Raw genomic sequence first — 25,964 nt, forward strand, 5'->3', positions numbered from 1 at the left:
AGGTCCGCCGGGTGACCCTGCCTGCCCGTGTCGTCGATGAGCTGGTCGGCCATCGCCTGGATGCGCGGCCGGAGAGCGGTCATCCGCTTCATCGTGAACCACTTGCTGCTCAGGCGGCGCCACTGCAGGTGCGCCCCGCCGGACTGCGGGAGCGCGCTGCCGATGGGATTCCTGAACATGTCCGACTCGTTGCTGAATGATCTTCTTGCAGGGAATCGAACGAATCACGGGCGGTCCTCAGCCTTGGGCTTGCCTGGACAGCTCGGCCCACTCGGCCCAGGAGTCGCGGCGCTCGGCGTAGAGCTGTCGGGCGGCTTGGTACGGGTGTGCGCCGAAGATGACCCGAAGCGGCAGGATCGCCGCGCCGTGCGCGGCCGCTACGTCTTTCAGGGAGTCGATGTCACGGGCGGTCGCCGCGACCCGATTGCCGCGTGACAGGGCCGCACGGACGAACTCGCGGCCGAGACCGCGCGAAGAACCGGTGATGAACCAGACCTTGCTCACAAGGACCCCTCCGTTTGGCCGGATGAGCGATTTAGGTTCGAGTAAATCATGTGCTTGACTCAAGTCAATCATATGATTTACTTGAGTGGTGTGACAGGCCTACTGGCCAGAGGCAGGGCGGCGTCCTGATGAGGTGATGACGATCGTGGTCAAGACGATGCGGCAGGAGCGGGGAAGCGCGACGCGAGACGTGATCCTGGCCACGGCGGAGCGGTTGTTCGCCGAACGCGGGATCCATGCGGTGTCCAACCGCCAGATCAGCGAGGCTGCGGGGCAGGGCAACAGCGCTGCGGTGGGCTACCACTTCGGCACGAAGGCCGACCTGGTCCGCGCGATCGCGCGCAAGCACACCGACCAGATGGAGCAGCTGAGGGTGACCATGGTCGCCGACGCCGCCGGCTCCACGGACGTCCGTGACTGGGTGGCCTGTCTGGTACGCCCGTTCACCGGGCATCTAGCCGACCTGGGCAGCCCTACGTGGTACGCGCGGTTCTGCGTTCAAGTGACCAGCGACCCCGCCCTCCACGAGATCATGATCGAGCAGGCGCTCACGTCCGCCTCGCTGCAGATGCTCGTGGTCGGCCTGCACCAGTGCCTGCCCGGCTTACCACCCTCCGTGCGCGACGAACGATCGGTCATGGCACGTCACCTGATCGCGCAGATCTGCGTCGAGCGGGAGCGCGCCCTGGCCGAGGGCGCACTCACCCTCTATCCGAGCTGGGACGACCTTGCCGCCAGCCTGATCGACGCGATCGTCGGACTCTGGCAGGCCACCATGACACATCGCCCCTGACCGGCCTGCCGCCACGCGGCAGCGCTGTCAGAAGAGCAAGATCCAAGGAAAGGACCGACGACAACTATGACGAGCACACTGCACTCCGCAGGTGAGAGCCCGGCCGAGGTTCCGGAGTTCCCGATGGCGCGGGATGCCCGCTGTCCGTTCGACCCGCCCCCGGGCCTGTACGCCCAGCGCGAGCAGGGCCCGCTGACCAGGGTCCGGCTCTGGGACGGCAGCACCCCATGGCTGATCACCGGCCACGCCGAGCAGCGGGCCGTACTGGCTGACCCGCGGGTCAGCGCCGATCTCAGCCACCCCGGCTACCCCGCCACGGTGCCGCTGCCTCCCGGCGGTGTGAAGCGCAGCTTCATCGGGATGGACGACCCAGAGCACGCACGGCTGCGCCGGATGGTCACCGCGCCGTTCGCCATCAAGCGCATCGAGGCCATGCGCCCGGCCGTGCAGAAGATCGTCGACGACCTGATCGACACCATGCTGGCCGGCCCGAACCCGACGAATCTGGTCGAAGCGTTCGCTCTGCCGGTGCCGTCGCTGGTGATCTCCGAACTGCTCGGCGTGCCATACGACGACCACCAGTTCTTCCAGGACACCAGTAAGACCGTCATCAACCGGACCGCGACAGCTGATCAGCGGCAGGCGGGCCACCAGGCACTGCACGCCTACCTGGACGACCTGGTCGGCGAGAAGCTCGCCAACCCCGGCGACGACCTGTTGTCCGGGCTGGCGGAGCGCATCAAGGCCGGGGAGCTGACCCGGCAGGAGGCGGCCCGGATGGGGTCGCTCATGCTGCTCGCCGGCCACGAGACCACCGCCAACATGATCGCCCTGGGCACCCTCACGCTGCTGGAGCATCCTGACCAACTCGCCCTGCTGCGTGACAGCGACGACCCGAAGCTCGTCGCCGCCACTGTGGAGGAACTGCTGCGCTACCTGAACATCGTCCACAACGGGCGGCTGCGCGTCGCGACGGAGGACATCGACGTAGCCGGCCAGACCGTGCGCGCCGGCGAGGGACTGATCATGGTCAACGAGATGGGCAACCGCGACCCCGAAGTGTTCACCGATCCCGACCGGGTCGACATCCGGCGCGATGCCCGCCGCCACGTGGCCTTCGGCTTCGGCGTGCACCAGTGCCTGGGCCAGCCACTGGCCCGCATGGAACTGCAAGTGGTCTACGGCACCCTCTACCGGCGCATCCCGACGCTGAAACTGGCTACCGACCTGGACCAGGTCCCGTTCAAATTCGATGGCATGGTCTACGGCGTCCACGAACTGCCCGTGGCCTGGTGACACCGCGAAGAGCAAGGAGAATCCCATGAGAGTGTCTGTCGACCAGGACAAGTGTGTCGCCTCCGGGCAGTGTGTCATGGCGGCCACGGAGGTCTTCGACCAGCGCGACGAAGATGGCATGGTCGTTCTCCTCAACGACAATCCGCCGGCGGAACAGGCCGACGACGTACGGCAAGCCGCAGCCGTGTGCCCGGCCTTGGCCATCACGATCGAGGAATGACGGATGCCCCAGAGCTGGAAATGACCGGCGTGTGAGCCACGCGGCCTGGGTGAGGTCATCGTCGCGGGACTCAAGAGGATCGCGACGATGAGGCCGGGTGGGATGATCACATCCCGCCCGGCCCCATTCACAGCGAGTACTACCTGGCGAGCGGTGTCACTGCGATCTTGTCGACGATGGGGGCGTACTCCGATCGGAGCAGGGTGTCGGGGAAGGTGTCGGAGATGTAGGTGTCGCCGTCGAAGTTCGGTAGCTCTTGCGAGGCGAAGGCGACGGTGTTGGCTCCCTTCTTGAGCTGGATCGGGATGGTCAGCTCCCAGAAGTTGCCGGCGTGGAAGGAGTGCGGGAACCACGCCCGCTGGGGCTGGGCGCCGTTGACGGAGATCTCGGCGTGGCGGGCCAGAGGGTCGGGGTTGTAGTGCGAGGCGGGGGACTGCTCGGGGTTGGAGTAGCGGACGGTCAGCGCGTACGCCCCGTTCTTGGGGGCGGTGACGTCGAAGGTGAGGGTGTTGGCGTTGCCTGGGGCGCCGCCGATGTCGGTGACAGCCTTGCCGCCGCCGGCCAGCGGGAAGGCGGTGACCTTCGCGGTGCCGGCGAGGCGGGCGGACTCGGCCTCGTACCAGGTGGGCTTGAGGGTGTTGTCGGTGTTGGTCACTCGGAGGCGGTCCAGCAGGAGCTTGCCGGACTGGCCGGTGACGGTGATCTTGTTGATGCCGCCGGACAGGAACGCCTTCAGTTTGGTGGAGGCGTTGACGCCGGTGATTCGCTGGCCGTTGACGTCGAGCCAGCCCCTGCCTCCACCGGAGGTGTCGATGTCGATCGATGATTCGCCGTCGTCGGGGGAGTAGACCCAGAAGGTCGCCGTCTGGTCCTTGGCCACGGTCGCGACGCCGGAGCCTGAAACCTTCTTGCGGGTGTAGTCGATGCGCGCTCCCGTGAGGGTGGCGTACTCGGCCTCGTAGATCGTCTCCGCGGCCGCGGGGTTGGCGAGGGAGAGGTCGATCCTGTCGACGAGCGCGTCGCCCTTCGTGGTGCGGACGCCGTCCAGGCTCTTGGCTGCCAGGGTGAGGACGTGCTCGCCCTTGGTCAGCGCGACCTTGGCGTCGGTGTGGTCCCATACCAGCCACCGGTAGCCGAGGGGTAGGTGCAACTCCTGCTCGTCCTTGCCGTCGATGCGGAGGAAGACGTTGGTGGGGCCCTGCGCCGTGATGGCGGCGGCGGTGTTCATCGAATTGGCGAGGACCGAAAGGTCGTAGGTGCCGTCCTGCGGCACGGAGACCTTGAAGTCCAGCGTCACGTCGGAGCCGGTGCGCAGGCCGCCGACGTTGTAGCCGCCGGAGGTGTAGTACTGCCCGACGTTGGCCGGCGAGCCCTGGGGCCCTTCGCGCCGGTAGGCGCTGCCGGTGTGGGCGGCGTCCTCGGCCTCGTACGCGGCCTGCCAGAGTTCGGACGGCTTGGCGGGGGAGGTGGCGTCGCGGCCGGGGGTGAGGATGATCTGGTACGCCGACGACTCCTTGAGCCCGGGCAGCGACTGGCCGAAGTCGAAGGCCACGGAGCCGTTCTTGACCTGCTGGTCTAGCTCGGCGATGACCCGGGGCTGGGCGGAGTCGCCGATCTGGCCGGTCCACGGGATCTCCTGGACCAGCGCGTGAACGGTGCCGCCGAACAGTTCGCCGTCCACGTTGCCGAACCGGATGCCGGCCTTGCCAGACGTACCGCCGAACAGGGCGCGGGCCTGTGCCTTGGCCTTGTCGAGCGTGGCGACGCCCTGGAGGGTATAGCTCACGTTGGGGCGCGGCGGGGTGACTTTGACCGTGTTGCCGGTCATCTGGCCGTAGGCGTTGAGCAGCCACCACTGGCCGTTGCCGCGGCCCGCCTGTACGGCGGAGTCGGACAGGTTGCCGTCGATGTTCCAGTAGGCGATGTCGGCGTCGACCTTCGACTCCTCGATGGCCGAGGCCCACTGGATCATCTGGCCGGGCACCGAGGTGTGGTAGTTATGCGCGTACTCGTTGAGGTTGATCGGCAGCCGCTTGTCGCCGAGGATGGCACGCTCCCATTGGCGGTATTTGGCGACGTTGGTGCGGATGGCGGCGGGGTTGCTCAGTTCGTGCCAGGTGATGACCTCAGGCAGGGTGCCCGCCTGCGAGGTGTGGCGCAGGAAGTCCTGGACCTTGTCGTACAGGATGCTGGTGTTGGGGCCGGCGATCCTGGCGTGCGGCATCTTGCCCTTGATCAGGACGTTGACCTCGTCCCACGCCTTGAAGTAGTACTGCGGGTCAGTGCGCCAGTCGATGCCGTTGTAGCTCCACTGCCCGGTGCCGAACATGTTGCCCTCGGGCTCGTTGAACGGCACGAAGACGATGTTGTCCTGGTATTTCGGGTCGAGCTTGAGGACCTGGTCGACCTGGTTGGCGATCTTGGCCTTGAAGTCGTTCAGGCGCTCTTCAGGGGTGTTGCCGGGCCATTGGTAGGGAAAGCCGCGGTAGATGTCGGTCATGTAGATGTACACGTCGCCGCCGGTGCTGTCGGCCAGCGGCTTGACCACCTCCAGGGCGTCGGCGCCCGGGTGTTGCGGGCCGTCCTGCGCCTTGGTCGAGACCGTGCGCAGGTTCATGCCTTCGAGGAGGTTGCGGGTCGGGACGCCCTCGCCGTAGACGCCGTACAGGGTGCCGGACGCGCCGCCGTGGAATGCGCCGGTCTCGCTGCCGAGGTCGACGGTGAGATTGTTGTCGAGCACTTTCACGGTGGCCTCGACCGGCGCGCCGTGCGCGGTGCCCTTGACGGTGAACTGGCCGGGCTTGGCGTACTGGCCGGGGTCGACGGCATCCCAGGTGATCGGCACGCCGCGGCGGATGCCGTCGGAGAACTGGGCGTTGGCGGTCTTCGGCAGGTCCGGCGCGATCTCGGTGTACGTCGTGACCTCGAAGGAGGCCTGCTCGACCCTCGTGATGGTGGCCAAGTGGTCGCCGGCCAGGTCGGCGACCTGCTCGGCGTCCATGGCGGCGTCGTAGACGCGGAAGTCGTCCAGAGCGCCGGCCAGGAACGGATGCCCGCTCCAGAACGGCTTGCCCAGGAAACCCGAGGTGGAGTTGCCGTCGGCGTGCATCACCGCGGCCAGGTCGATCTGAGCGGCGGCGCTCCCGATGGCCACGCCATTGACGTAGTAGGTGATGGTCTTGCCGTCGATCGTGGTGACGAGGTTGACCCACTTGCCGGTCGGTAGTTTCTGCGCGCCCGGCACGCCCACTTCCGCGTTGCCGTTGACCGGTTTGATGGACGAGCGGGTGGTGGCGTCGCCCGCGAAGGACGGGGTGACGAAGGTGGCTGTCCCAGCGTCCTTGCCGAGGTTGTAGACCCACTGGAAGTCGGGTCCGCCCGACCACTTGAGCCAGGTGGAGACGGTCATGGCGTGGCGGTCGCGAAACAGGCCGTTGGGGATCGTCACGTAGGGGGCCGTGGAACCGTTGGCGCCGCCGGGCAGGGACAGTGCCTGTGTGCCGTCGGCGCCGGTGGCCGTAGTGGCCGAGCCGGGGTTGGCCAGGGTTCCGTTGAGGCCGGAGGGGGAGCGGTCAGTAACGGTGCCGCCGGACAGCTCCCCTTCGAAGTCGTAGTGCAGGACGAGGTTCGGGGCCGCTTCCTGTGCGGCGCCGTGGGCAGGTAAGGCGACTGCCGGGATCGCGGTCAGTGCGAGAGTGGCGGCAAGGATGGCGTGTGGCACACGCATGCGTGCCCGCCGGGACGAGGGTTCAGCCATGCGCCTTTTCCGTTCGGGGAGTGCTCGAGGATGGGTCGAATCGATTCGACTGGACGATAGGCGTCTCCTGGCGCGCCGGTCAAGAGCCGGAAACCTGTGCGACACGTCTCCGTCATGCGAGCCGCAGCCCTGGGAACGGGCTGGGCGAGCACGTCCCAGCGGTGCGCCCTCAGCCGGACGACGTGCGGATTCGCGGTCCCAGCGCGGTCAGGTGCGGGGCCGGGCGGGCCCGGTCGTGCTGCGGAGCGAGATCGGCGGGGCGACCAGGAGGTGGCGGTGCGGGGTGGCCGGGTCGGCGATGCGCTGGATGAGCAGCTCGACGGCGCGGGCGCCCATCTCGTCGGCGGGGACGTCGGCGGCGGTGAGCGGCGGATGCAGGTTCTCGGCCCAGTGCTGGGCGGCCACGCCGGCGATGGAGAAGTCGCGGGGCACGGTCAAGCCGGCCTCGGTCAGCGCACGGTACATGCCGGCCACCGCTGCCTCGTTGATGGTGGCGATGGCGGTCAGCTCTGGATACTCGGCGAGGAGTTGCTGGAGGCAGGTCTGTCCGGCCTGGGCGTCGTCGGCGCAGCAGACGCGCACGCCGTGGAGGCCGCGTTCGGCGATGGCGCGGTCGAAGCCGGCCTGTGCGCGGTGGCCGGGGCCGTAGCCGGCGGCGACCAGCTCGGCGTTGCGGTTGACCAGGGCCAGGTGCCGGTGGCCGAGGTCGGCCAGGTGGTGGACGCACTTGGCGATGAGCGTCTCGTAGTCGATGTCCACCCAGGACATGTCCTCCGGCTGGCGGGTACGGCCGATGCCGACGAACGGCAGCCCGCTCTGCAGCAGCCGGGTGACCCGGTCGTCCTCCAGCCGGATCTCCATGAGGATGACGCCGTCCACGCGCCTGCCGGTGACGACGCGTTCGAAGGAGCGGTCGTGCTCGCCGCCCGAGGGCGACAGCAGGACGTCCAGGTCGGCGCGGGCGGTGGCGTCGACCACGCTGGCCACGAAGCCGAGCTGCATGTCGGTCAGGCGCTGGCTGGCGGGTGGGATGACCAGGCCGATGGTGCGGGTGCGGCCCTCCTTGAGCGCTCGGGCGGCAGCGTTGGGCCGGTACCCCAGCTCGTCGATGACCGCCTGGATGCGCCGCTTGGTCTCCTCCGACACCGGGCGCTTGCCGGTGAGCGCGTACGAGACGGTGCTGCGCGACACGCCCGCCCGCCTGGCGATCTCTCCGATGTTCACCCGTGCTCCTCGTCCGATCCGCAGGTCGGCGACCATCGTAGGTCGAACCGGTTCACGAGATGGTACGTCGTCGGATTCCGTGACGAGGACGTGTCGCGTGCCGCACATCGCCCGCAACATCTCGGCAACCTAGCCGCACCTCCCATTGACTCTCGCGGTGCAGCGGGCCTATGTTCAGCGAATCGATTCGGCGAACCGATTCGACTTCGTTCGGAAACAGCCGCGTAACGGCTGTCTGCGGAGGTCAGCTAATGAGATCAGCGGCAAGGAGCCGGCGTGCGGCCGGCGCGAGTCTGGCGGTCCTGGCCGCCGTGGGCGGGCTGGTCGCCTGCTCGTCATCGTCCAACGGCGACAACAGTGGCGGCTCGACGAGCGCGAGCCAGGCCGCTGGGGGCGGAACATACACGATCTGGGACCCGTACCCGCAGTACGACAAGAGCTCGGAGTGGGTGAAGCTGCTGGAGAAGTGCGGCACCGACGCGGGGGTCAAGGTGGAGCGCACCGGTTACGACACCAGTGACCTGACCAACAAGGCGCTGCTGGCGGCTCAGCAGGGCAACTCGCCGGACGTGCTGATCGTGGACAATCCGGTCGTTTCCACACTGGCCGAGGCAGGCGTTCTCACCACCACCGAGGAGAACAAGCTCGACGTCTCGGCGATCGCGCCGAACCTGCTGGCGGCCGGTCAGAGCGGCGGCAAGACTTACGGCGTCCCGATCGGCGCCAACACCCTTGCCCTGTATTACAACAAGGAGGTCCTGAAGAAGGCCGGGGTGGACATCGCCTCGGTGAAGGACTGGGCCTCGCTGACGGCGGCGCTGGAGAAGGTGAAGGCGGCAGGCAAGAAGGGCATCACCTTCTCGGCGATCGGCACCGAGGAGGGCAGCTTCCAGTTCCTGCCCTGGTTCTGGGGCTCGGGCGCGAACCTCACCAAGCTCGACTCGCCCGAGGGCGTCTCGGCCGTGGCGCTGTGGAGCGACTGGCTGAAGAAGGGGTACGCCCCCAACTCGGTCATCAACAACACCCAGACGACGAGCTGGCAGGAGTTCGCGAGCGGCGAGTTCGCCTTCGCCGAGAACGGCACCTGGCAGCTCGCCAACGCCAAGAAGTCCGGTTTCGAGTACGGCATCATCCCGGTCCCCGGCAAGGCCGGCGGCACCGCGCCCGCGCCCACCGGCGGCGAGTTCGTCAGCATCCCCGTCCAGTCCGACACCGGCCGCTACGCCACCTCGCAGAAGCTCGTGACCTGCCTGACCAGCGCCGGCAACTCGCTCACCACGACCACCACGCTCTCCTACATCGCGCCCACGGAGGCGGTGCAGGCCAAGCAGGTGGCGGCCACGCCCGACCTGCAGGTGTGGGTGGACGCGGTCAAGGCGGCCAAGGGCCGCACCAGCGACGACCTGGGCACCAAGTACCCGAAGATCTCCGAGCCCATGTGGGGCGCGGTCCAGGCGGCGCTGAGCGGGTCGAAGTCTCCGCAGGAGGCGATGGCGGCAGCGCAGTCGTCGGCGGCGAGCGCGATCCAGTAGCAGCATGAACCAAGTCACACAGACCCCGATGGCCCCGGACCGATCGACGGCGCGGGGCCATCGGGCGGCACGCGCGCGGTCCGGCCAGTGGGCGGCCTGGGCTTTCCTCGCCCCGGTCGTGCTCTACCTGCTGGTGTTCTACGCCTATCCGCTCTACCGCAACGTCGAGCTGAGCCTGCGCAACTACACCGTGCGCTCCTTCGTGCAGGGCGACGCCCCGTTCGCCGGGCTCGCCAATTACGCGAAAGTGTTCGCCGATGCGACCTTCGGGCCCGCGCTGTGGCACACGGTGGTGTTCACGCTGGTCTCGCTGGCCTTCCAGTTCACCCTCGGGCTCACGCTGGCGTTGTTCTTCCTGAAGAACTTCCGGCTGTCGGCCACGCTCAGGGGGTTGTTCCTGGTGCCGTGGCTGCTGCCGCTCATCGTGTCCGCCTCGACGTGGTCGTGGATGCTCAACAGCGACTCCGGCGTGGTCAACGCCGTGCTGAGCCGGCTCGGAGTGGGGCCGGTGAACTGGCTGACCTCGCCGGACTGGTCGCTGTGGTCGGTCATCATCGCCAACATCTGGATCGGCATCCCGTTCAACCTCGTGGTGCTGTACTCCGGGCTGCAGGCGATTTCGCCGGCCATCTACGAAGCCGCCGCGCTGGACGGTGCCAATGGCTGGCAGCGGTTCTGGAAGGTGACGTTCCCGCTGCTGCGCCCGGTGTCGGCGATCACGCTGCTGCTCGGCCTGGTCTACACGCTGAAGGTGTTCGACATCATCTGGATCATGACCAAGGGCGGGCCGAGCGGTGCCTCGACCACGTTCGCGACCTGGTCCTACCGTCTCGGGTTCGGCAACCTGGTGCCCTCCTTCGGGCCTGGCGCCGCCGTCGGCAATCTGCTCATCGTGACGGCGCTCGTCTTCGGGCTGATCTACATCCGCGCTCAGCGAAGGCAGGCCCTGGCATGAGGCACGTCAAGACCGCGATCGGGCTGGTGCTCACCGCCGTGATGTTGTTCCCGGTCTACTGGATGATCAACGTGTCGTTCACCCGCGATCAGGACATGCGCAAGAGCCCCCCGAACTGGTTCCCGGTCAACGGCACTCTGGAGGGCTATCGGGCGGTGCTGGACCAGCAGCTGCCCTACCTCGGAGTGAGCCTGGTCGTCGGGCTGGGGACGGTGGCGCTGACGCTGTTGCTCGCGGCGCCGGCGGCGTACTCGCTGGCCAAGCTGCGCCCGCGCGGCGGCGGAGCGCTGAGCTTCGTGCTGCTCATCGCCCAGATGATCCCCGGCATCATCATGGCGATGGGCTTCTACGCCATCTTCCTCAGCACCGGCGTGCTCAACACCGTTCCCGGGCTCATCGTGGCCGACTCCACCCTCGCCGTGCCGTTCGCGGTGCTGATCCTGACCACGTTCATGTCCGGCATCCCCGAGGAACTGCTCCAGGCCGCCCGCACCGACGGCGCCGGGGTGGTGCGCACGTTCGTCTCGATCGTGCTGCCCGTCAGCCGCAATTCGATCATCACGGTGTCGCTGTTCGCGTTCCTGTGGGCGTGGTCGGACTTCATCTTCGCCTCCACCCTGGATCAGGGCGGCGACCACCAGCCGATCACGCTCGGCATCTACCACTACATCGGCAACAACAACCAGGAGTGGAACGCCATCATGGCCACCGCCGTGATCGCCTCCATCCCCGCCACCATCCTGCTCGTCGTCGCCCAGCGCTACGTCGCCGCCGGCGTCACCGCGGGCGCCGTCAAAGACTAAGAAGGGACTCCCACTTCATGACCGTCGCCGCTTCCGGCCCGGTGTTCTCCCTGCGGGACATCCCGTTCAGCTACCGCGGATCCTGGTTCGGCTTCTCGCCCGTGGTGGCGGAGAAGACCTACGCCGAGGACGTGCACCTGGTCTCGCACCAGACCGGGATGCACCCCGTCCTGCGGCTGACCCCCACCGCCGAGACCGCCATCACCGCCACCCCGCACCAGCTCACCTGGAGCCGCGACGACGGCCGGATCGACCTCGCCTACGACAACCCCGACACCGTACGCGTCAAAGGCCGCGGTCTCGGGCTCCGCCTGCTGGCCGCCGACCCCGTTCTGACTCCGTTCAGCGGTCCGTACTTCTACCAGGACCCCGTCGACGGCTCGTACGTCTTCACCGTCTACCAGACCGGCCGCCGCTACCGGATCACCCTCCTCAGCGGACAGGCCGAACACCTCGGCACGCAGGCGCTGGGCGCCGCCGAACGCGGTCTCATCCTCAGCGGCGAGTGGGAGATCGCCATCGAGGAGTACGAGACCGCCCGCGCCTCCTACGCGAGCACCGGCACCTTCGAGCAGGTCGCCAAGGCGGCGCGGGCAGAGTTCGACGCGTTCGCCGCGGCGGTCGCGCCCTGGCGCAGCGACCGCACACCCGCCGCCGAGCTGGCCGCCTACGTGTTGTGGTCGGCCACCGTCCGCCCCGCCGGGTTCGTCACCCGGCCGGCCGTGCTCATGTCCAAGCACTGGATGGACAAGGTGTGGAGCTGGGACCACTGCTTCAACGCCATCGCCCTCGCCGACGGCCTGCCCGAGCTGGCCTGGGACCAGTTCCGGCTGCCCTTCGACCACCAGGACGCCGCCGGCGCGCTGCCCGACTCCGTCACCCACTCTGAGATCCTCTACAACTTCGTCAAGCCGCCCATCCACGGCTGGGCCCTGCGCCGCCTGCCTCAGGACGCCTCGCAGGAGACGTACCGGCTGCTGGAACGCTGGACCACCTTCTGGCTCGACGCCCGCCGCGCCCCCGGCCACGAGTTGCCGCACTACCAGCACGGCAACGACAGCGGCTGGGACAACGCCACCACTTTCGACTCCGAGCGCGTCGTAGAGACCGCTGACCTGGCCGCCTTCCTTGTGCTGCAGATGCGCGAGCTGGCCCGCCTGGCCGCCGACCCGGACGCGTCCGCCAAGTGGGCCGGGCAGGCCGACCGGATGCGCGACGCCCTCCTCGTCGAGCTGTGGGACGGCGAACGGTTCGTCGCCCGCGGTGCGTGCTCGGGGCGCACCTGGTCCAGCTCCAGTCTGCTCGATCTCATGCCGATCGTGCTGGGGGAGGAGCTGCCGCAACCCGTCCGCGCGGCGCTGGCCGCCCGGATCGAGCGGCACCTGACCGCGTTCGGGCTCGCCACCGAGCTGCCTGCCTCGGAGCACTACCAGGACGACGGCTACTGGCGCGGCCCCATCTGGGCGCCCTCGACCGTCCTGATCGAGGACGGCCTGCGCCGCGCCGGATACTTGGACCTGGCCGACGAGATCAGCGCCCGCTTCCGCGCCCTGTGCGAGAAGTCGGGGTTCGCCGAGAACTTCGACGCCCGCACCGGGGAGGGGCTACGCGACCGCGCCTACACCTGGACGGCCAGCGCCTACCTCATCCTCGCCGCGGCCCACGAGCGGCGAAACGGGACGTGATCCCCGCTTTGACATGAAAGGCGGCGCCCGCCTAGCCTTGAGTCGAATCGGTTCGACGGCGGGGGTCGGGTGAACATCGGGGAGATCGCCAGCCGGGCGGGCGTGTCACGCAGCACCGTCTCGTACGCTCTCAGCGGCAAGCGCGCGGTCTCCGACGCGACCCGCCGGCGCATCCTGCGCGTCATCGCCGAGGCCGGTTACCGGCCCAACGCCAGCGCCCGCGCCCTGGCCGAGGGACGCACCCGTACCATCGCCCTGGTGATCCCGCCCGCGGGACCCCGGCTGACCACCATCCAGCTCGGCTTCGTCGCGAGCATCGTCGCGGCCGCCGGTCGGCACGAGCTGGACGTGCTGCTCTCGCCCAGCGGGGGCGAGCACGACCGCTCGTTCGAGCGGATCGTGGCGGGCCGCCGCGTGGACGGCGTCATCCTGATGGAGGTCCGGATGCGGGACCCGCGGGCGACCCGCCTGCGCGAGTCCGGCCTGCCGTTCGTGGCGATCGGCCATACCGCCGACGGCGGGACCGGCTGCTGGGTGGACCTGGATTACGAAGGCCTCGTCGCGAGTTGCGTGCACCACCTGGCCGATCTCGGACACCAGACGATCGCGCTGGTCAACCGCCCCCAGGAGTTCCTGGAGCTCGGTTACGGCCCTGCCCGGCGCGCCCTGGACGGCTTCGTCGCGGCGGTGGCCGCGCGCGGGCTCACCAGGATCGCCGTCTGTTGTGCCGACGAGGCGATGGCCGGCGAGACCTGCGTCGAGGACCTGCTCACGACCCACCCCGAGGTCACCGGCCTCGTCACCGTCAACGAGGCCGCCCTGCCCGGCATGGAACGCGGGCTGCGCCGCCTCGGCCGCGCCGTACCAGGCGGATTCTCCGTCACGGGTGTGGTCGGGCGGCATTGGGCCGAGGGGTTCCATCCGCCGCTGACCGCGGCCGACGTACCGATCGCCGCCATGGCCGACCGCGCCGTCGAACTGCTCGCCGAGCGCATCTCTGCTCCCGGCGCGCCGGCGGGCCACGTGCTGTTGTCACCGCCGATCTCCCTGCGTGCCAGCACCGCTCCTCCGGCGCGACGGTGACCGCTGGTCCGGTTACCGGCCGCAGGACGACCGTGTGGCGCACCGGAAGACGATGCGCCACACCCGCGCCGCGGACGGTTGCCGACGACGGCGCGGTCATCGGCCCCAGAGCCGCCAGGTCTGGTTGAGAGGACTGGCTTGGCCCACCGGGTTGCAGGTCCACTGGTGGATGGGAGCCTTGGGGGCGGTCGAGATGGTGCTGACGTCGACGCACTTGCCGCTGTGGCGGGCGACGAGCTGGTAGTCCCGGGGATCGTTGCCGGCGTAGGTGACCTTGCGCAGGGTGAACTGCTGGTTCTGCGCTCCGCCGGCGCAGGCCCGCTGGCTTATCGGCGCGCCATCGGCCGTGGACGCCGCGCTGACCTCGAGGCACTTCGCACTGTGCTGGTTGACCAGCGTGTAGGTGCCGGCCACGCCGGCGACCGGCCGGAAGTTCCACAGCTGCTGGTCGCCGCCCTCGCAGTAGAACTGCTGCTGCACGTTGCCGTCGGCCGTGCTCAGGTTGGTGTTGTCCAGGCATTGCTGGGAGTGTTGCGCGACCGCCACGGACTGGAAGCCTCCGTCTGATGGCGGCAGCAGCGTGACGGTGAACGTCTCGTCGGCGTTGGTGTGCGGCAGGTTCAGCGTGATCCCGTTGCCCGACAGCGTCAGGACCGTGTTCTGGACGGTGATCGGCCCTTGGACCGCGCCGCCGCCGTTGTACGGGATGCGCTGCACGACCGCGCGGACCTGGTTGTTCTGCACGATGCCGCTGGTGGTGTCGAGGCGGCGCAGACTGACGGCGAGGTTGCCGGTCGTCCCGCCGCCGCCCACCAGGATCTTGGCCACGCCGGTCGCCTTGGTGGCGAAGGCGTCGTAGGACACGCTCGGGGTCACGGAGACGGTCTGGCCGGTCTGGGAGGCGTAGAAGCGGTAGACCCACCATTCGCCCTTGGGCAGGTGCTGGCCGGCGCTGTTGCGGACGAGCAGGTTGCCCAGATCGTTGTGCAGGTTGCCGGCGCTCGCCCAGTTCGCGCGCAACCCGTCGGCGCCCGCGCGCTCCAGCCGGGCGATGTACCACGACCCGTCTCCCGGGTTCTGCTCGTTGGACGCGCCGTATTCGTTGATCTGGTACGGGCGCGGGTGCGGGATGCCGCGCGCGTCGAGCGTGGCGTTGGCGGCCGCCACGTTGGCCACCGGGTCCCCGGGGAGGGAGTGCCAGCTGACGATGTCAGGGATGACGTTGCCGGCGCGGACGAAGTCGAGGTAGGCGTTCCACCAGGCGTGCGTCGTGGAGGGCACGCAGGCGCAGCTCGGTCCGACGATCAGGTGGCTCGGGAAGGCGGTGCGGATGCGCTGGTAACTGCGCCGCCACAGCTCGAAGTACTGGGCCTGCGGGCGGTTCCAGAACAGGGAGAGGTTCGGTTCGTTCCAAATGTCCCACTGCACAGTGATTCCGGCGGCCCGTACGTCGTTGATCAGGCGGGTGAGGAAGGCGTCGTAGTCGGACCAGTCGCCGTTGTCGCCAGGAAAGCGCGAGATCGCGGCCCCGTCGGCGCCCCACAGGTCGTGCGGGAGGATGATGAACTGGCCGCCGAGCGCGATTGTCCGGCGGGCCTGGGCCAGCGTCGCGTTCCACCTGCGCTCGTAGGCGCCCGACACCCAGCCGCCGGGTGAGCCGAGCTGCGCGCCGCCGGCACGCATGTACCGGAACTTCACGTCACGGTAGAAGTGATCCGCCGGTGCGGACGCGTTCTCCGTCATGCCGTAGATCCACCCGGACGCGCGGTAGGCCGGGGCACCGCCGGCCACGGAGAAGTCGACGCCGATGGATTCGTCCGCGGCGTACGCCGGCGCCGGGATGGCCAGGAGGGTGACGGCGCTGAGCATCCCGGCCAGGAGTCGGGCGACGAAGGTGAGTTGTCTCCTGGACGGCCGTTGGATGGTCGTCATCATGGGTAGCTCCTTCGGGAGCGGGGGGTGGGTGAGGCAGAAGGACCATGAATGTGTGACTCGTCCCGCGTTGAACGAGAATGGAGATCGGACCAAGAGGCCGGCGACTTCGACGCGCTGTGGCGTGTTACCGCGATCGCAAGGGTTACTGCCCGTTGCCCAAAATTCGGTTAATGCAGGGCAGCGAGGCTTCCTCACCGACCTAGGCCCATAACTAGTGAATCGATTCGAGCCTGGCGATATTAGGGTGCACCTGGAGTGAGCTCGGCTACGGCCTTATCAGAACCAGGAGGTTAACGAATCGATTCGATCGAATCGTAGATCTCATGCTGAAGACGTGTCAATGGCATGTCGGCCGTATGACCTTCACATTGCGCAGCGACTTCGTTCGGCTGGAAGTGGAAGCGGAGGTGTTCCTGGCGGCGGCCGGCGAAGGCACGTTCCTGTCCGGTGGCGGTGAGCCGCCATGCGTCGCCGGTCTGGCGCAGTGCCTGGTCGGGGAAGCGGCCGGGGGTCGCCCAGGACAGCGGCAACGGCCCTGCTGGGGTCGGCTCCTCGGTCATGGCCGGGGGCGGCGGGAGTTCGATCGGGTCGGCCCAGCCGGGGCCAGCCGTCGGTCCAGGCGATCTGGGAGGCGAAGGTCTCACGGCCAAGGAGCATCTGCCATTGTCGGCGTACAGCTAAACGTACACAAGCATGTACACGTAGACGTGGAAGAGAATTAGCTCTCTGATCTGGGCATTTCATCGCTCGGATCCCCGTCAAGCGGTGATCAGTGTGGCGGCGTGCTCGCCGATCATTATGGCGTCCAGCGCCGTCGGCGCGCGGAGCACCACCGGGACGATGGACAGGTCGACGCCCCTGAGTCCGTCGACGCCGCGGACGCGGCAGTCCTCGCCGACGACGGCCGACGCATCGTCCGACGGTCCCATGGCCGCGCCGCCCAGCAGGGCCAGGCGACTGAAGGTCATCGCGTGGAGCAGCCCGTTGAGCGACTCGTCGGAGGCGACCAGTTCGTCGCTCACCCCGTAGAACCGGTCCACGATGCGGGCGTACGCCTCGTGCTGGGCGATCGACCAGGCGTGACGGTAGGCGGCACGCATCCGTCCCAGGTCGCCGGGCGCCGTGTAGTAGCCGAGGTCGATCCGCGGAGGGTCGCCTGGCGAGGGGCCGGTGAGCGTGATCGTGCCGCGCGAGGCGGGGTTCAGGTCGCCGACCATGATAGTGATCATGGTCTCGGTCCCGCCCGGCGGCGGCCCGGCGAACGGGCACAAGTAGAAGCCGTCGTCCCTCTGATGGCCGGGGATCGCGGCCAGCCGGGCGATCACCTCGGTCATGGGTGCTCCTTCGGGGACGGCACCATGTACGGGCAGGGCGGGGATGACCGCGCCGGGTTGGTCGTACAGGTTCCGTCCCACACCGGGCAGGTCGGCGACGACGGCCACTCCGGCTTCCCGCAGATCGCCGGCGGGACCGATGCCCGAGCGCAGCAGCAGGACCGCGCTCAGCGGCGTACCGGCGCACAGGATCACCTCCCGGGCGGCGATGAACTCGCCGCCCGCCAGCACGCCGGTCGCGCGCCCGTCGCGCACGACGACCCGCTCGACGGGGAGATCGGCGCGGACCGTCAGGTTCTGGCGCGACCGGGCGGGAGCCAGGTGGGTGAGCGAGGTCGGCATGCGTGCCGTTCCACGCCGGTTGTGCGGGTACGGGCCGATGCCCGACGCGTCGGGCGCGTTCATGCCCGGGCAGTAGCGATGCCCGGCGGCCTGCACGGCCTCGACCAGGGCGCTCACCGGCGCAATCCACTGCTCGCGCGGCCGGCGAGTGATGGGGACGGGCCCGCTGCCGCCGTGGTGAGGCTGATCGCCGTACTCCAGGTCGGTCTCGATGCGGCGGTACGACTCCAGCACCCGGTCCCAGCCCCACGCCGGCAGGCCGAGCGCCGCCCAGGCGTGGTAATCCCTGGCAGGAGCCCGTACCGCTCCCATGCCGTTGACCCGGGCCGATCCGCCGACCACCTTGCCGCGGGCGAGCCCGTCGACACGGCCTGCGGTCACCGTGGCACGCAGCCCCCAGTCGTACTCGGCGTCCCCGGCGCACTCGTCTCCCTCGGGCCCCGCTTCCAGGAGCACCACCTGCCGCGCGGAGTCCTCCGACAACCGGGAGGCCAGCACGCAGCCGGCAGTCCCCGCTCCGACGATCAGATAGTCGATGTCCATGACGCGACCGTACAAAGGCCAGGACCGGGATCTCTTGGACGAATCTGACCAGCGCCCATCACATGACGAACGCCCCGCCCTGCCTCCGTGAGGACAGCGGGTTTCGCCCATCCTGGACGGCCCCCTGCCCAAATACTGGGCAACGTCGGGTGGCCCCGACGAGATCCTCCCCGGCCCTACCATGACGAACATCGCCACCGGGGCCACCTTCGACCCGGCCGGCGCCGCCCGCCTCGGCGCCGTCCTCGCTGTCGGGGAGCGCCTCGCTCAGCCCGAGCAGAATGCCGACGCCGCCCTCTTCCTCGCCTCGGACGCCGCCTCGTTCATCAACGGCGCGATCGTGCCGGTGGACGGCGGCTGGTCGGCGGCCTGAAAACCGCTTCGCCTCGACTTTGACGTCGTTGTCCGCGTCGCAGAGCAGGACGTCCACGGCCACTCGGGCCAGTTCGTGCTCAGCCGCCCGGATCACGGCCGGGAAAATCGGGTTCTCGATGTCGGGGACCAAGATTCCGATGGAGCGGGACGAACCGTTCCGCAGGGCCGCGGCCAAGCCGTCCGGCTGATACCTCAGCGTCTTGCACGCACGGCCCCGTTCCTGCGGGTCAGCCCCGGCGGATGGGGAGGAGTATTGCCGACGGGTGCTCCGGATCGTGGAGGACCTGCTGGTCGGCGGCGCGGAGGGTGGTGGCGGTGGCGCGGGGTTCGCCGGTGCCGGGGTTGCGGTTGTAGCGGGGGAAGGCGCCGCTGGAGATCTGGACGCGGATGCGGTGTCCGCGCTTGAAGCGGTACGCGGTCGGCCACATCACGACCTCTGCCGTGGTGGTCTTGTCGGCGTTGGTGAGGCTGATCAGGCCGTCGCAGACGTTGGTGGAGCGGCCGTCGGCGTCGACGTCGCAGAGGCGGACGAAGACGTCGGCGAAGGGGAGGCTGGAGCGGAAGAAGATCTCGGCGCTGACGTCGCCGATGACCTCGGCGTCGCTGTCCAGCGGGGGAGTCGTGTAGGTGAGGACGTCGGGGCGGGCCTCCAGGGAGGTGTTGTCGACGGGGCCGGCTTTCTCACCGAAGGCCATGCGGACGCCGCCGGCGGCGGGGGTGGGGTCGGCCGGGTCGTAGCGGTAGCCGTCGGGGGATGATGCAGCGGGTGTCTTGGTGGCGAGGGCGCCGTCCGGCTGGAGGTGGAAGCGCTGGGGGTCGTACCCCGGTGGCGGCCAGGACGGAAAGTCGCGCCACTTGTCCTCGCCCATGACGAACAGGCGTACCGGGGCGCGTTCGGCCGGCTGCTCGCCCCGGGCCAGGGCCAGGCCGAAGTCGAGGGCCTCGGCCGTGTAGGTGTGTCCCACGCCCATGGAGATGTGCGCCCAGGGGCCGACGGTGAGGCGGACGGGGGAACGTCCGGCGTCCTGAAGGGTCCGGTGGTCGCGGAGCTGGCCGGGCAGGAAGATGTCGTACCAGCCGCCGACGCTGCTCACCGGCACGGTGATGCCGGCGACCCGCTCGCGGTGGTCGAGGCCCTGCCAGAACGGCGCGTCGGCGTCGTGAACGAGGATGTTCTGGATGTAGTCGTCGCGGTGGCCGATCGCGGCGGCGTCGGCCTGGTTCAACGGGAGCGTGCGCAGGGCGCGTTGGACCTTCTTGCCGCCCAGGAGCTGGCGCACCATGCCGAGCCTGCGTTCCTGGCCGGCGACCTGGACGCCCCAGACGAACGGGGTCTCCAGGGCGAACGCGTCCGAGCGGAGGAAATCCAGGGTGAGGGCCGACTCGGACACTCCCGGGATCATGGACTTGACCTGGGGCGGTACGGCATCGGCGACCGCCCACTGGGTGAAGCCGCTGTAGCTGGCGCCGAACAGGATCATCGACTCGCCGAACCAGGGCTGCTTGATCACCCAGTCCAGGGTGTCGAGGCCGTCCTCGCGCTCGCAGCGCAGCGGGTCGAAGGCGCCTTCGGAGCCGAAGGTGCCGCGCGTGCTCTGGATGAGCACCTGGAAGCCTCGTTCGGCCAGCGGCCGGACCATCGGGCCCGCGGTCATGCCGGACCTGCCGTAGGGCAGGCGGATGAGCGCGGTCGGCAGGCCGTCGCCGCCTGTTGCCGGGGCCCAGCGGTCGGCCAGCAGGACGGCCCCGTCGCGCATCGGGACGCGCAGGTCGCGCACGACGGTCAGGTCCCTGGTGAGGGGTGGGGGCAGACGCAGCATGCGCTGGACGAGGCGGCTGTTCAGGTTCATTGGGGGCGGCCTCCGGGTGCGAGGGTGGAGTGGCTGCGGGTCAACGCCGTGGAAAGGCGCAGCAGGCGGTCCGTCAGTTCCTCGGGGTCGAGTGGGTCGTCCGCGTCGATCACCCAGTCGTTGACGATCGCGCCGGTTCCGCCGGTGATCAGCGCCGCCAGGTCGTGTGCCGTGGCCTCGTCGAGGTCGCCGAACACCTCCCGCAGGCCCGTCATGGTGATGAGCGAGCCGAACAGCCTGTTCAGGGCCCGGGTCATGGGGAAGGCGCAGGAGCCGGTGAGCATCGCGCGGTAGAAGGACCGGTGCCGGGCGAAATGCCGAGCCATCGCCAGCACGCGCGCGCGACGCGGTGTGTCGGCGTCCCCGACGTCGGGCAGGAGCTCGCGTTCGACCAGGTCGGCCGCAGCCGCCACGAGGAGCGCGTCACGGTCCCCGAACTGCAGGTACACCAGCTGCCGGCTGACGTCCGCGGCGTCGGAGAGGTCGCTGACGGGCAGGGCGGTGGTGCCGCGCTCGGATACCAGACGTACGGCGGCGGCCATCAGGGCGGCGCGGGAGCGGCGCACTCGACGGTCTTGTCGATCCTGCATGCTTCCAATATTAGACATATGTCAAGAAATATGCAACTGTTAAATCGATCGGTTTAAGTAATCCGAGCAAGGAGGTCCCATGCCCGTAATCGAGACCCCTCATCCCGAGGTCCGTACCATCGCCGGTGTTGTGCGCGGTCGCACGGAGGCCGGCTTGGCCGTCTTCCGCGGCATTCCGTACGCCGAACCCCCGCTCGGCGAGGCCCGCTTCCAGGCGCCGCGGCCCGTGCGCCACTGGGACGGCGTACGGGAGGCGTACGCCTTCGGCCCGCCCGCCCCGCAGGACGCGAACATGGGTGGCCGCAGCGGCGGGGACTTCTTCAAGGGCACGGGCGACGACTGGCTGACGGTCAACGTCTGGACGCCCGCCCCGGATCCGGCCGCCCGCCGCCCGGTGATGGTGTGGATCCACGGCGGCGCCTACAAGCACGGCCTCTCCGGCAGTCCCGGCTACGACGCCCAGCACATCGCCCGTGACGGCGACGTGGTGTTCGTGTCGCTGAACTACCGCCTGGGCATCGAGGGCTTCGCCCGCATCGACGGCGCGCCCGCCAACCGCGGTCTGCTCGACCAGGTCGCCGCCTTGGAGTGGGTGCGGGACAACATCACGGCGTTCGGGGGCGACCCCGGCCAGGTGACCGTCCTCGGCGACTCGGCCGGCGCCGGGTCCATCGCCGCGCTGATGGTCATGCCGAGCGCGGCGGGCCTGTTCCAGCGTGCCGTCGGGCAGAGCCTGCCCGGCACGTTCCTGTCCGACGCTCTGGCCCGGGACGTCGCGACCGCCATCGCCGCCGAAGCCGGCCTGCGCCCGACGGCCGAGGAACTGTCCGGCGTGGATCCGCGGGAACTCCCGGCGGTCGGCCACGCGCTGACGTCGAAGATGCGGCAGTACGAGGACCGCTGGGGCTCTTTCGCTCGCACCCTGTCCCTCTTCTCTCCCGTCGTCGACGGCGAGGTGCTGCCGGTCACGCCCTGGCAGGGGCTGGCGCGCGGCGCGGGACGGGACGTGGAGCTGATCATCGGCCACAACCGCGACGAGTGGCGCACGTTCTTCCTCTTCGGCAACCTGTTCGGCAAGATCACCGAGGAGCAGGCGACAGAGGCACTACGGCATTTCGGCCCCGGCGAGGACGGCGAACGCGCCTACCGCGAGGCGTTCCCGGACGCGTCCGCCGAGGACCTGTTCGAACTCGTGCAGACCGATTGGCTGTTCCGCATGCCGGCGCTGCACCTGGCCGAGGCCCAGGTCGCCGGGGGCGGGCGGGCGTACCTGTACGAGCTGGCCTGGCAGTCCCCGGGCCAGGGCGGACTGCTGCGCGCCTGCCACGGCCTGGACGGCCCGCTGCTGTTCGGCACCTACGACGCCCACCTGGGCCCGGTGGCGATCGGCCCCGAGCACACTGCCGAGGCCCGCGTACTGACGTCCCAGATCCGCACGGCCTGGACGTCCTTCGCCACCTCGGGCGCCCCGGGCTGGCCCGCCTACGATTCCCAGCACCGCCTGACCCAGGTCTTCGACACAAAACCGTCCGTCACCGCCTACCCCGAGGAGACCTCGCGCCGCCTGTGGCAGAACCACACCTTCGAGGCGATTCCCCTGATGACCCTCTGACGCCGATCCGCGCCTGTCTCTTCTTTGCTAGGCGGCAACCAGCGGACTGAAGATCTGCTGGGTCACGAGGATGGGAGCTTGTCACTTTAAGCCGTACAGTCCCGTCAGTGTCGGCGGAGCGGTGGGGCGAGGTGCTCGGTGATCGCGGCGATGGCTTCGCTGCCGGGTTTGACGTAGCGCATGGCGGTGCGGGGGTCCTTGTGTCTGGTCTTGCCCATGATGAGCTGCAGGGGGACCTCGGCGTCACCGAGGTGAGTGGCGGCGCTGTGACGCAGCTGGTGCAGGTCGACCGTCCTGACCCCGGCTCGCGCTGATCCAGGCTGGCAAGGTCAAGCACTTGGGCATGTCCGAGGCGGCGTGGAAGGATCTGAACACCGGCCCGAGGGGTCGTGGTCAGGCAACCAGACAGGGACGCACATGAAGGTCGTCACGGTGGGTCGGGGCCGAATCGGCGGCGGGCTGGCCGGGATCTGGTCGAAGGCCGGGCACGAGGTCATCACGTTGGGCCGTGACGGCGGTGACGGATCGGCGGCCGACGTGGTCCTGATCGCCGTGCCCGGGCCGGCAATCGCGGCGGCGTTGGCGAACGTGACCGGCATCGCCGGCAAGGTGAGTATCGATGCGACCAACGCCTACGGGCAACGCTCCGCCCGGTTCGCGTCGCAGGCGCACGAGATCAAGTCCATCATCGGTGGGCCGACCGCCAAGAGCTTCAACACCAACTGGGCGGTGATCTACGACCAGATCGGACAGCAGCGGGTCCGCCCGAGCAATCTATTCGCTGCCGACCCGGACGCTCGGCAGGTCACCGAGCAACTCATCGTCGACGCCGGCTTCGACCCCGTCTATGTCGGGGACTTGGAGCACGCCCGCATGCTCGAAGACCACCTTCCACTCATCCAAGCCGTCGCCTCCGCCGGGCTCGGACCCTTCTTCTACCGCATGGCCGGTCCCGGGCAACTCTGATCGACATCAACATCCGGTGTGCCCACCGCAACGTGGCCGCCCGCCAGTCAGTCCGGCCGCCGGGCACCCTCATCTCGTCTTCGCCTACCGCCTGGACACCCAAAGGCATCTGGCGACCACACCTCTCCCCCTGACCGGATTCCGCGGCTAATCGCGGTGGGCGCGCACCTGTGCCACGCCCACGCCAACAGCCCCGCGGGATCGGCGGTGTCCCCAGGACGCAAGACCCGTCAGTGATCGCGATGCTGTGGCCGCCGTGCCACGCACCCACGACCTCCTCGACGTGAGCCTGCTCGATGGCCTCGGCAGAGGCCTGCGCGGGTGGGTTGAGGGCGACTATCTCCGCGAGATTCCGTTCCCAATCTCTCTGACCCCGCATACTCCTCGCCGCCATCGTTGCGCTGTGGCGCCGACGACCTCTATGGCTGACGGTTGACACTACGGCAGGTCGGTTTACATCTTGTGTAGTCAACTTGCACGATGTATGGTGAGAGCATGGACCGCGAGGCAAGGGGCGCTGAGGCACTCGAAGGGGCATTGTCGTCGGTGTCGCCTGCAGCGGTGCGAGAAACTGGCCCGGTGAAACCTGAGCCCCGTGGAAGTCTGCGTGAAGAGCAGAAGAAGTTGACCCGCAATCGCCTGCTTGACGCGGCTGTCGTGGTGTTCGCCGAAAAGGCCTTCGTCGACACGACGATGGAAGACATCGCCAAGGCGGCCGGGGTCAGCAGGGTCACCGTCTACGCGCATTTCCCCGGTAAGGGGGAAATCATGCAAGCCCTCGCCCAGCGGGTGTACGACACCATGGATGAGGTCTATGTCGGCCTCGCTCAGATTCCGCAATGGACCCGCGCGGCAATCCGGAATTGGCTGGACGATGCCGTGGAGCAATGGCGGGGGATGGCGCCGACCCTTCGAGTTGTGCATGTGGGCGGCGCCATGGCGGGAGCCCATGACTTCATGAAATCGCGGAACAGATATGTCGATGAGCACGAACGTTATGCGGCCGCGCTCATCGGAGACGCCGAGCGCTGGCGCAGTGTGTCGCCGCCGCAGGCCCACCAGCGGGCTGTGATGGCGGTGTTGCAGTCGGAGTCGTTTCTTACCACGTGGATAGCCGCCGATCTGCCGCTGGCGACCGACGATCCGCTCGACCTGCTGGTCGACTCCCTCTGTCACCTGCTCGGCCCAGCGCTGGGATAAGCAAAAAGGCTTCTTTTTCACGTTCTTGTTCGCCGCCATTGAGCGGTCACTGGCGCATGCCCAAGAACAGAGATTCTCGAGGAGGAATCAATGACCGATACCGTGATGAATTCGACGGGCGAGATTCCGGAGTACGACATCGCCAGGGCGGCGGGGTGTCCGTTCGATCCGGCTCCGGCTATGCGGGCGCGGCAGGAGGAGGGGCCGCTGGCACGGGTTCGGCTGTGGGACGGCAGCACGCCGTGGCTCGTGACCGGTCATGCCGAGCACCGGGCGCTGCTGGCCGATCCGAGGGTCAGCGTCGAGCCCGCCCGCGGCACCCCGAGGCTCTCCCCGGGCGAGGCCGCGATGGCGGAGGCGAGGGAGGGCTCGGAGGAAGCCACGTCGGCGCCCAGCTTCATCATGCTGGACGATCCCGAGCACGCGCGTCTGCGGCGGATGGTTACGGGCGCGCTCTCCGTCAAGCGGGTGGAGGCGATGCGGCCGGCCACGCAGCGGATCGTGGACGAGCGGCTCGACGCGATGCTCGCCGGCCAGAAGCCGACGGACCTGGTCGAGGCGTTCTCCTTGCCGGTGCCCTCATTGGTGATCTCCGAGTTGCTCGGCGTGCCGTATGAGGAGCACGACTTCTTCCAGGCCAACAGCAGGACCCTGATCAACCGGAACTCGACCGCCCAGCAGCGGGGGGAGGCCTTCCAGCGGCTGGGTGGATACCTGGACGGCCTGGTCGGCGAGAAGATCGCCAGCCCCGGCGACGATCTGCTCTCCGGGCTGGTCGAGCGGATCGACGCGGGCGAACTGACCCGGCGCGAAGCGGTCGAGATGGGGGTGCTGATGCTGTTCGCCGGGCACGAGACGACCGCGAACATGATCGCGCTGGGTACGCTCGCGTTGCTGGAGAACCCCGACCAGCTGGCCACGCTGCGCGATACCGACGACCCGAAAGCGATCGCCTTTGCGGTCGATGAGTTGCTGCGCTATCTGACGATCACGCACGGGGGGCTGCGGCGGGTGGCGTTGGAGGACATCGAGATCGCCGGTCAGGTCATCCGCGCGGGCGAGGCGATCGTCGTGGTCAACGAGACCGCCAACCGGGACCCGGCCGTCTTCCCCGACCCGGACCGGCTGGACCTCCAGCGTGACGCTCGCCAGCACGTGACCTTCGGCTACGGGGTCCACCAGTGCCTCGGGCAGTCGCTGGCCCGGATGGAGCTGCAGGTCGCCTACCCCACCCTCTTCCGGCGCATCCCCACCCTGGCGCTGGCCACGGAGGTGGAACGGATTCCGTTCAAGCACGACGGGTTCATCTACGGCGTCTACGAACTGCCCGTGACCTGGTGAGTTCCGGGCTACACAACGAAACAA

21 protein-coding genes and 1 pseudogene are annotated in these 25,964 nt (G+C 68.8%); 13 read left to right on the plus strand and 9 right to left on the minus strand.

All coding sequences use genetic code 11. The annotated features are described in order from the left end of the window. Positions 1-237: 237 nt before the first annotated feature. Complete coding sequence (locus ACFLIM_RS05760; protein ID WP_393162661.1) at positions 238-504, minus strand: hypothetical protein; 267 nt, start codon at positions 502-504, stop codon at positions 238-240. A gap of 136 nt (positions 505-640) precedes the next feature. Between ACFLIM_RS05760 and ACFLIM_RS05765 the strand changes: the two genes are divergently transcribed. The 3 genes from ACFLIM_RS05765 (at position 641) to ACFLIM_RS05775 (ending at position 2,813) form a co-directional block, all read left to right on the plus strand. After that, positions 641-1,297 carry a TetR/AcrR family transcriptional regulator gene (locus ACFLIM_RS05765; RefSeq protein WP_393162663.1) on the plus strand — a complete coding sequence of 219 codons (657 nt, stop codon included), beginning with the start codon at positions 641-643 and terminating at the stop codon, positions 1,295-1,297. Positions 1,298-1,363: 66 nt separating this feature from the next. Next, complete coding sequence (locus ACFLIM_RS05770) at positions 1,364-2,593, plus strand: cytochrome P450 (RefSeq protein ID WP_393162665.1); 1,230 nt, start codon at positions 1,364-1,366, stop codon at positions 2,591-2,593. A 25-nt stretch (positions 2,594-2,618) separates the two neighbouring features. Further along, positions 2,619-2,813 (plus strand): ferredoxin, encoded by a 195-nt coding sequence (locus ACFLIM_RS05775; RefSeq protein WP_393162667.1) that lies wholly within the window; start codon positions 2,619-2,621, stop codon positions 2,811-2,813. Between the two features lie 139 nt (positions 2,814-2,952). Here ACFLIM_RS05775 and ACFLIM_RS05780 read toward each other — a convergent pair whose 3' ends face one another. Together ACFLIM_RS05780 and ACFLIM_RS05785 are read right to left on the minus strand one after the other, a co-directional pair. Then, entirely contained in the window at positions 2,953-6,540 is a 3,588-nt protein-coding gene (locus ACFLIM_RS05780) for a LamG-like jellyroll fold domain-containing protein (RefSeq protein ID WP_393162669.1), read from the minus strand. A 237-nt stretch (positions 6,541-6,777) separates the two neighbouring features. Continuing rightward, complete coding sequence (locus ACFLIM_RS05785) at positions 6,778-7,794, minus strand: LacI family DNA-binding transcriptional regulator (RefSeq protein WP_393162671.1); 1,017 nt, start codon at positions 7,792-7,794, stop codon at positions 6,778-6,780. A gap of 251 nt (positions 7,795-8,045) precedes the next feature. Between ACFLIM_RS05785 and ACFLIM_RS05790 the strand changes: the two genes are divergently transcribed. The 5 genes from ACFLIM_RS05790 (at position 8,046) to ACFLIM_RS05810 (ending at position 13,852) form a co-directional block, all read left to right on the plus strand. Beyond that, positions 8,046-9,326: a sugar ABC transporter substrate-binding protein gene (locus ACFLIM_RS05790; RefSeq protein ID WP_393162673.1), complete on the plus strand. Its 1,281-nt coding sequence runs from the start codon at positions 8,046-8,048 to the stop codon at positions 9,324-9,326. A 4-nt stretch (positions 9,327-9,330) separates the two neighbouring features. Next, on the plus strand, positions 9,331-10,281 hold the full coding sequence (locus ACFLIM_RS05795; protein WP_393162675.1) for a carbohydrate ABC transporter permease: 951 nt from the start codon (positions 9,331-9,333) through the stop codon (positions 10,279-10,281). Continuing rightward, on the plus strand, positions 10,278-11,084 hold the full coding sequence (locus ACFLIM_RS05800) for a carbohydrate ABC transporter permease (RefSeq protein WP_393162677.1): 807 nt from the start codon (positions 10,278-10,280) through the stop codon (positions 11,082-11,084). Before ACFLIM_RS05795 ends, ACFLIM_RS05800 begins: the two co-directional genes overlap by 4 nt. Before the next feature lie 17 nt (positions 11,085-11,101). Further along, positions 11,102-12,769, plus strand: coding sequence for an amylo-alpha-1,6-glucosidase (locus ACFLIM_RS05805; RefSeq protein WP_393162679.1), 1,668 nt, complete (start codon positions 11,102-11,104; stop codon positions 12,767-12,769). Between the two features lie 69 nt (positions 12,770-12,838). Further along, positions 12,839-13,852, plus strand: a complete 1,014-nt coding sequence (locus tag ACFLIM_RS05810; RefSeq protein WP_393162681.1) for a LacI family DNA-binding transcriptional regulator — start codon at positions 12,839-12,841, stop codon at positions 13,850-13,852. A gap of 96 nt (positions 13,853-13,948) precedes the next feature. On the opposite strand, the gene ACFLIM_RS05815 is transcribed toward ACFLIM_RS05810, so the two are convergent. The 3 genes from ACFLIM_RS05815 to ACFLIM_RS05825 form a co-directional block, all read right to left on the minus strand. Continuing rightward, positions 13,949-15,787 carry an RICIN domain-containing protein gene (locus tag ACFLIM_RS05815; RefSeq protein ID WP_393162683.1) on the minus strand — a complete coding sequence of 613 codons (1,839 nt, stop codon included), beginning with the start codon at positions 15,785-15,787 and terminating at the stop codon, positions 13,949-13,951. 290 nt (positions 15,788-16,077) lie between these two features. After that, positions 16,078-16,347, minus strand: coding sequence for a hypothetical protein (locus tag ACFLIM_RS05820; RefSeq protein ID WP_393162685.1), 270 nt, complete (start codon positions 16,345-16,347; stop codon positions 16,078-16,080). A gap of 198 nt (positions 16,348-16,545) precedes the next feature. Further along, on the minus strand, positions 16,546-18,006 hold the full coding sequence (locus ACFLIM_RS05825) for a GMC family oxidoreductase (protein WP_393162686.1): 1,461 nt from the start codon (positions 18,004-18,006) through the stop codon (positions 16,546-16,548). A 163-nt stretch (positions 18,007-18,169) separates the two neighbouring features. On the opposite strand from ACFLIM_RS05825, the gene ACFLIM_RS05830 reads away from it, so the two are divergent. Further along, positions 18,170-18,379 carry an SDR family oxidoreductase gene (locus tag ACFLIM_RS05830; RefSeq protein ID WP_393163290.1) on the plus strand — a complete coding sequence of 70 codons (210 nt, stop codon included), beginning with the start codon at positions 18,170-18,172 and terminating at the stop codon, positions 18,377-18,379. A 229-nt stretch (positions 18,380-18,608) separates the two neighbouring features. On the opposite strand, the gene ACFLIM_RS05835 is transcribed toward ACFLIM_RS05830, so the two are convergent. Further along, positions 18,609-20,231: a CocE/NonD family hydrolase gene (locus ACFLIM_RS05835; protein WP_393162688.1), complete on the minus strand. Its 1,623-nt coding sequence runs from the start codon at positions 20,229-20,231 to the stop codon at positions 18,609-18,611. Beyond that, positions 20,228-20,821 (minus strand): TetR/AcrR family transcriptional regulator, encoded by a 594-nt coding sequence (locus ACFLIM_RS05840; RefSeq protein ID WP_393162690.1) that lies wholly within the window; start codon positions 20,819-20,821, stop codon positions 20,228-20,230. Before ACFLIM_RS05840 ends, ACFLIM_RS05835 begins: the two co-directional genes overlap by 4 nt. A 79-nt stretch (positions 20,822-20,900) precedes the next feature. On the opposite strand from ACFLIM_RS05840, the gene ACFLIM_RS05845 reads away from it, so the two are divergent. Further along, complete coding sequence (locus ACFLIM_RS05845; protein WP_393162692.1) at positions 20,901-22,433, plus strand: carboxylesterase/lipase family protein; 1,533 nt, start codon at positions 20,901-20,903, stop codon at positions 22,431-22,433. Between the two features lie 104 nt (positions 22,434-22,537). Here the strand turns inward: ACFLIM_RS05845 and ACFLIM_RS05850 are convergent. After that, positions 22,538-22,726: pseudogene (locus ACFLIM_RS05850) on the minus strand (tyrosine-type recombinase/integrase); the annotation flags it as partial. Positions 22,727-22,850: 124 nt separating this feature from the next. Between ACFLIM_RS05850 and ACFLIM_RS05855 the strand changes: the two are divergent. From ACFLIM_RS05855 to ACFLIM_RS05865, 3 genes are all read left to right on the plus strand, one after another. Next, entirely contained in the window at positions 22,851-23,399 is a 549-nt protein-coding gene (locus ACFLIM_RS05855) for an NADPH-dependent F420 reductase (RefSeq protein ID WP_393162694.1), read from the plus strand. A 495-nt stretch (positions 23,400-23,894) separates the two neighbouring features. Beyond that, on the plus strand, positions 23,895-24,599 hold the full coding sequence (locus tag ACFLIM_RS05860) for a TetR/AcrR family transcriptional regulator (protein ID WP_393162696.1): 705 nt from the start codon (positions 23,895-23,897) through the stop codon (positions 24,597-24,599). Positions 24,600-24,689: 90 nt separating this feature from the next. Continuing rightward, the gene (locus ACFLIM_RS05865) at positions 24,690-25,940 is read left to right on the plus strand and encodes a cytochrome P450 (RefSeq protein ID WP_393162698.1); all 1,251 of its coding nucleotides are present in this window, start codon (positions 24,690-24,692) and stop codon (positions 25,938-25,940) included. Positions 25,941-25,964: the final 24 nt, after the last annotated feature.

It is taken from the genome of Nonomuraea marmarensis (assembly GCF_043197025.1).
GTDB lineage: Bacteria > Actinomycetota > Actinomycetes > Streptosporangiales > Streptosporangiaceae > Nonomuraea > Nonomuraea marmarensis.

Coding starts and splice junctions, on each gene's coding strand:
- ACFLIM_RS05765 (WP_393162663.1), top strand. CDS start 641: ATGACGATCGTGGTCAAGACGATGCGGCAGGAGCGGGGAAGCGCGACG.
- ACFLIM_RS05770 (WP_393162665.1), top strand. CDS start 1,364: ATGACGAGCACACTGCACTCCGCAGGTGAGAGCCCGGCCGAGGTTCCG.
- ACFLIM_RS05775 (WP_393162667.1), top strand. CDS start 2,619: ATGAGAGTGTCTGTCGACCAGGACAAGTGTGTCGCCTCCGGGCAGTGT.
- ACFLIM_RS05780 (WP_393162669.1), bottom strand. CDS start 6,540: ATGCGTGTGCCACACGCCATCCTTGCCGCCACTCTCGCACTGACCGCG.
- ACFLIM_RS05790 (WP_393162673.1), top strand. CDS start 8,046: ATGAGATCAGCGGCAAGGAGCCGGCGTGCGGCCGGCGCGAGTCTGGCG.
- ACFLIM_RS05795 (WP_393162675.1), top strand. CDS start 9,331: ATGAACCAAGTCACACAGACCCCGATGGCCCCGGACCGATCGACGGCG.
- ACFLIM_RS05800 (WP_393162677.1), top strand. CDS start 10,278: ATGAGGCACGTCAAGACCGCGATCGGGCTGGTGCTCACCGCCGTGATG.
- ACFLIM_RS05805 (WP_393162679.1), top strand. CDS start 11,102: ATGACCGTCGCCGCTTCCGGCCCGGTGTTCTCCCTGCGGGACATCCCG.
- ACFLIM_RS05815 (WP_393162683.1), bottom strand. CDS start 15,787: ATGATGACGACCATCCAACGGCCGTCCAGGAGACAACTCACCTTCGTC.
- ACFLIM_RS05820 (WP_393162685.1), bottom strand. CDS start 16,347: ATGACCGAGGAGCCGACCCCAGCAGGGCCGTTGCCGCTGTCCTGGGCG.
- ACFLIM_RS05825 (WP_393162686.1), bottom strand. CDS start 18,006: ATGGACATCGACTATCTGATCGTCGGAGCGGGGACTGCCGGCTGCGTG.
- ACFLIM_RS05835 (WP_393162688.1), bottom strand. CDS start 20,231: ATGAACCTGAACAGCCGCCTCGTCCAGCGCATGCTGCGTCTGCCCCCA.
- ACFLIM_RS05840 (WP_393162690.1), bottom strand. CDS start 20,821: ATGCAGGATCGACAAGACCGTCGAGTGCGCCGCTCCCGCGCCGCCCTG.
- ACFLIM_RS05845 (WP_393162692.1), top strand. CDS start 20,901: ATGCCCGTAATCGAGACCCCTCATCCCGAGGTCCGTACCATCGCCGGT.
- ACFLIM_RS05855 (WP_393162694.1), top strand. CDS start 22,851: ATGAAGGTCGTCACGGTGGGTCGGGGCCGAATCGGCGGCGGGCTGGCC.
- ACFLIM_RS05860 (WP_393162696.1), top strand. CDS start 23,895: ATGGACCGCGAGGCAAGGGGCGCTGAGGCACTCGAAGGGGCATTGTCG.
- ACFLIM_RS05865 (WP_393162698.1), top strand. CDS start 24,690: ATGACCGATACCGTGATGAATTCGACGGGCGAGATTCCGGAGTACGAC.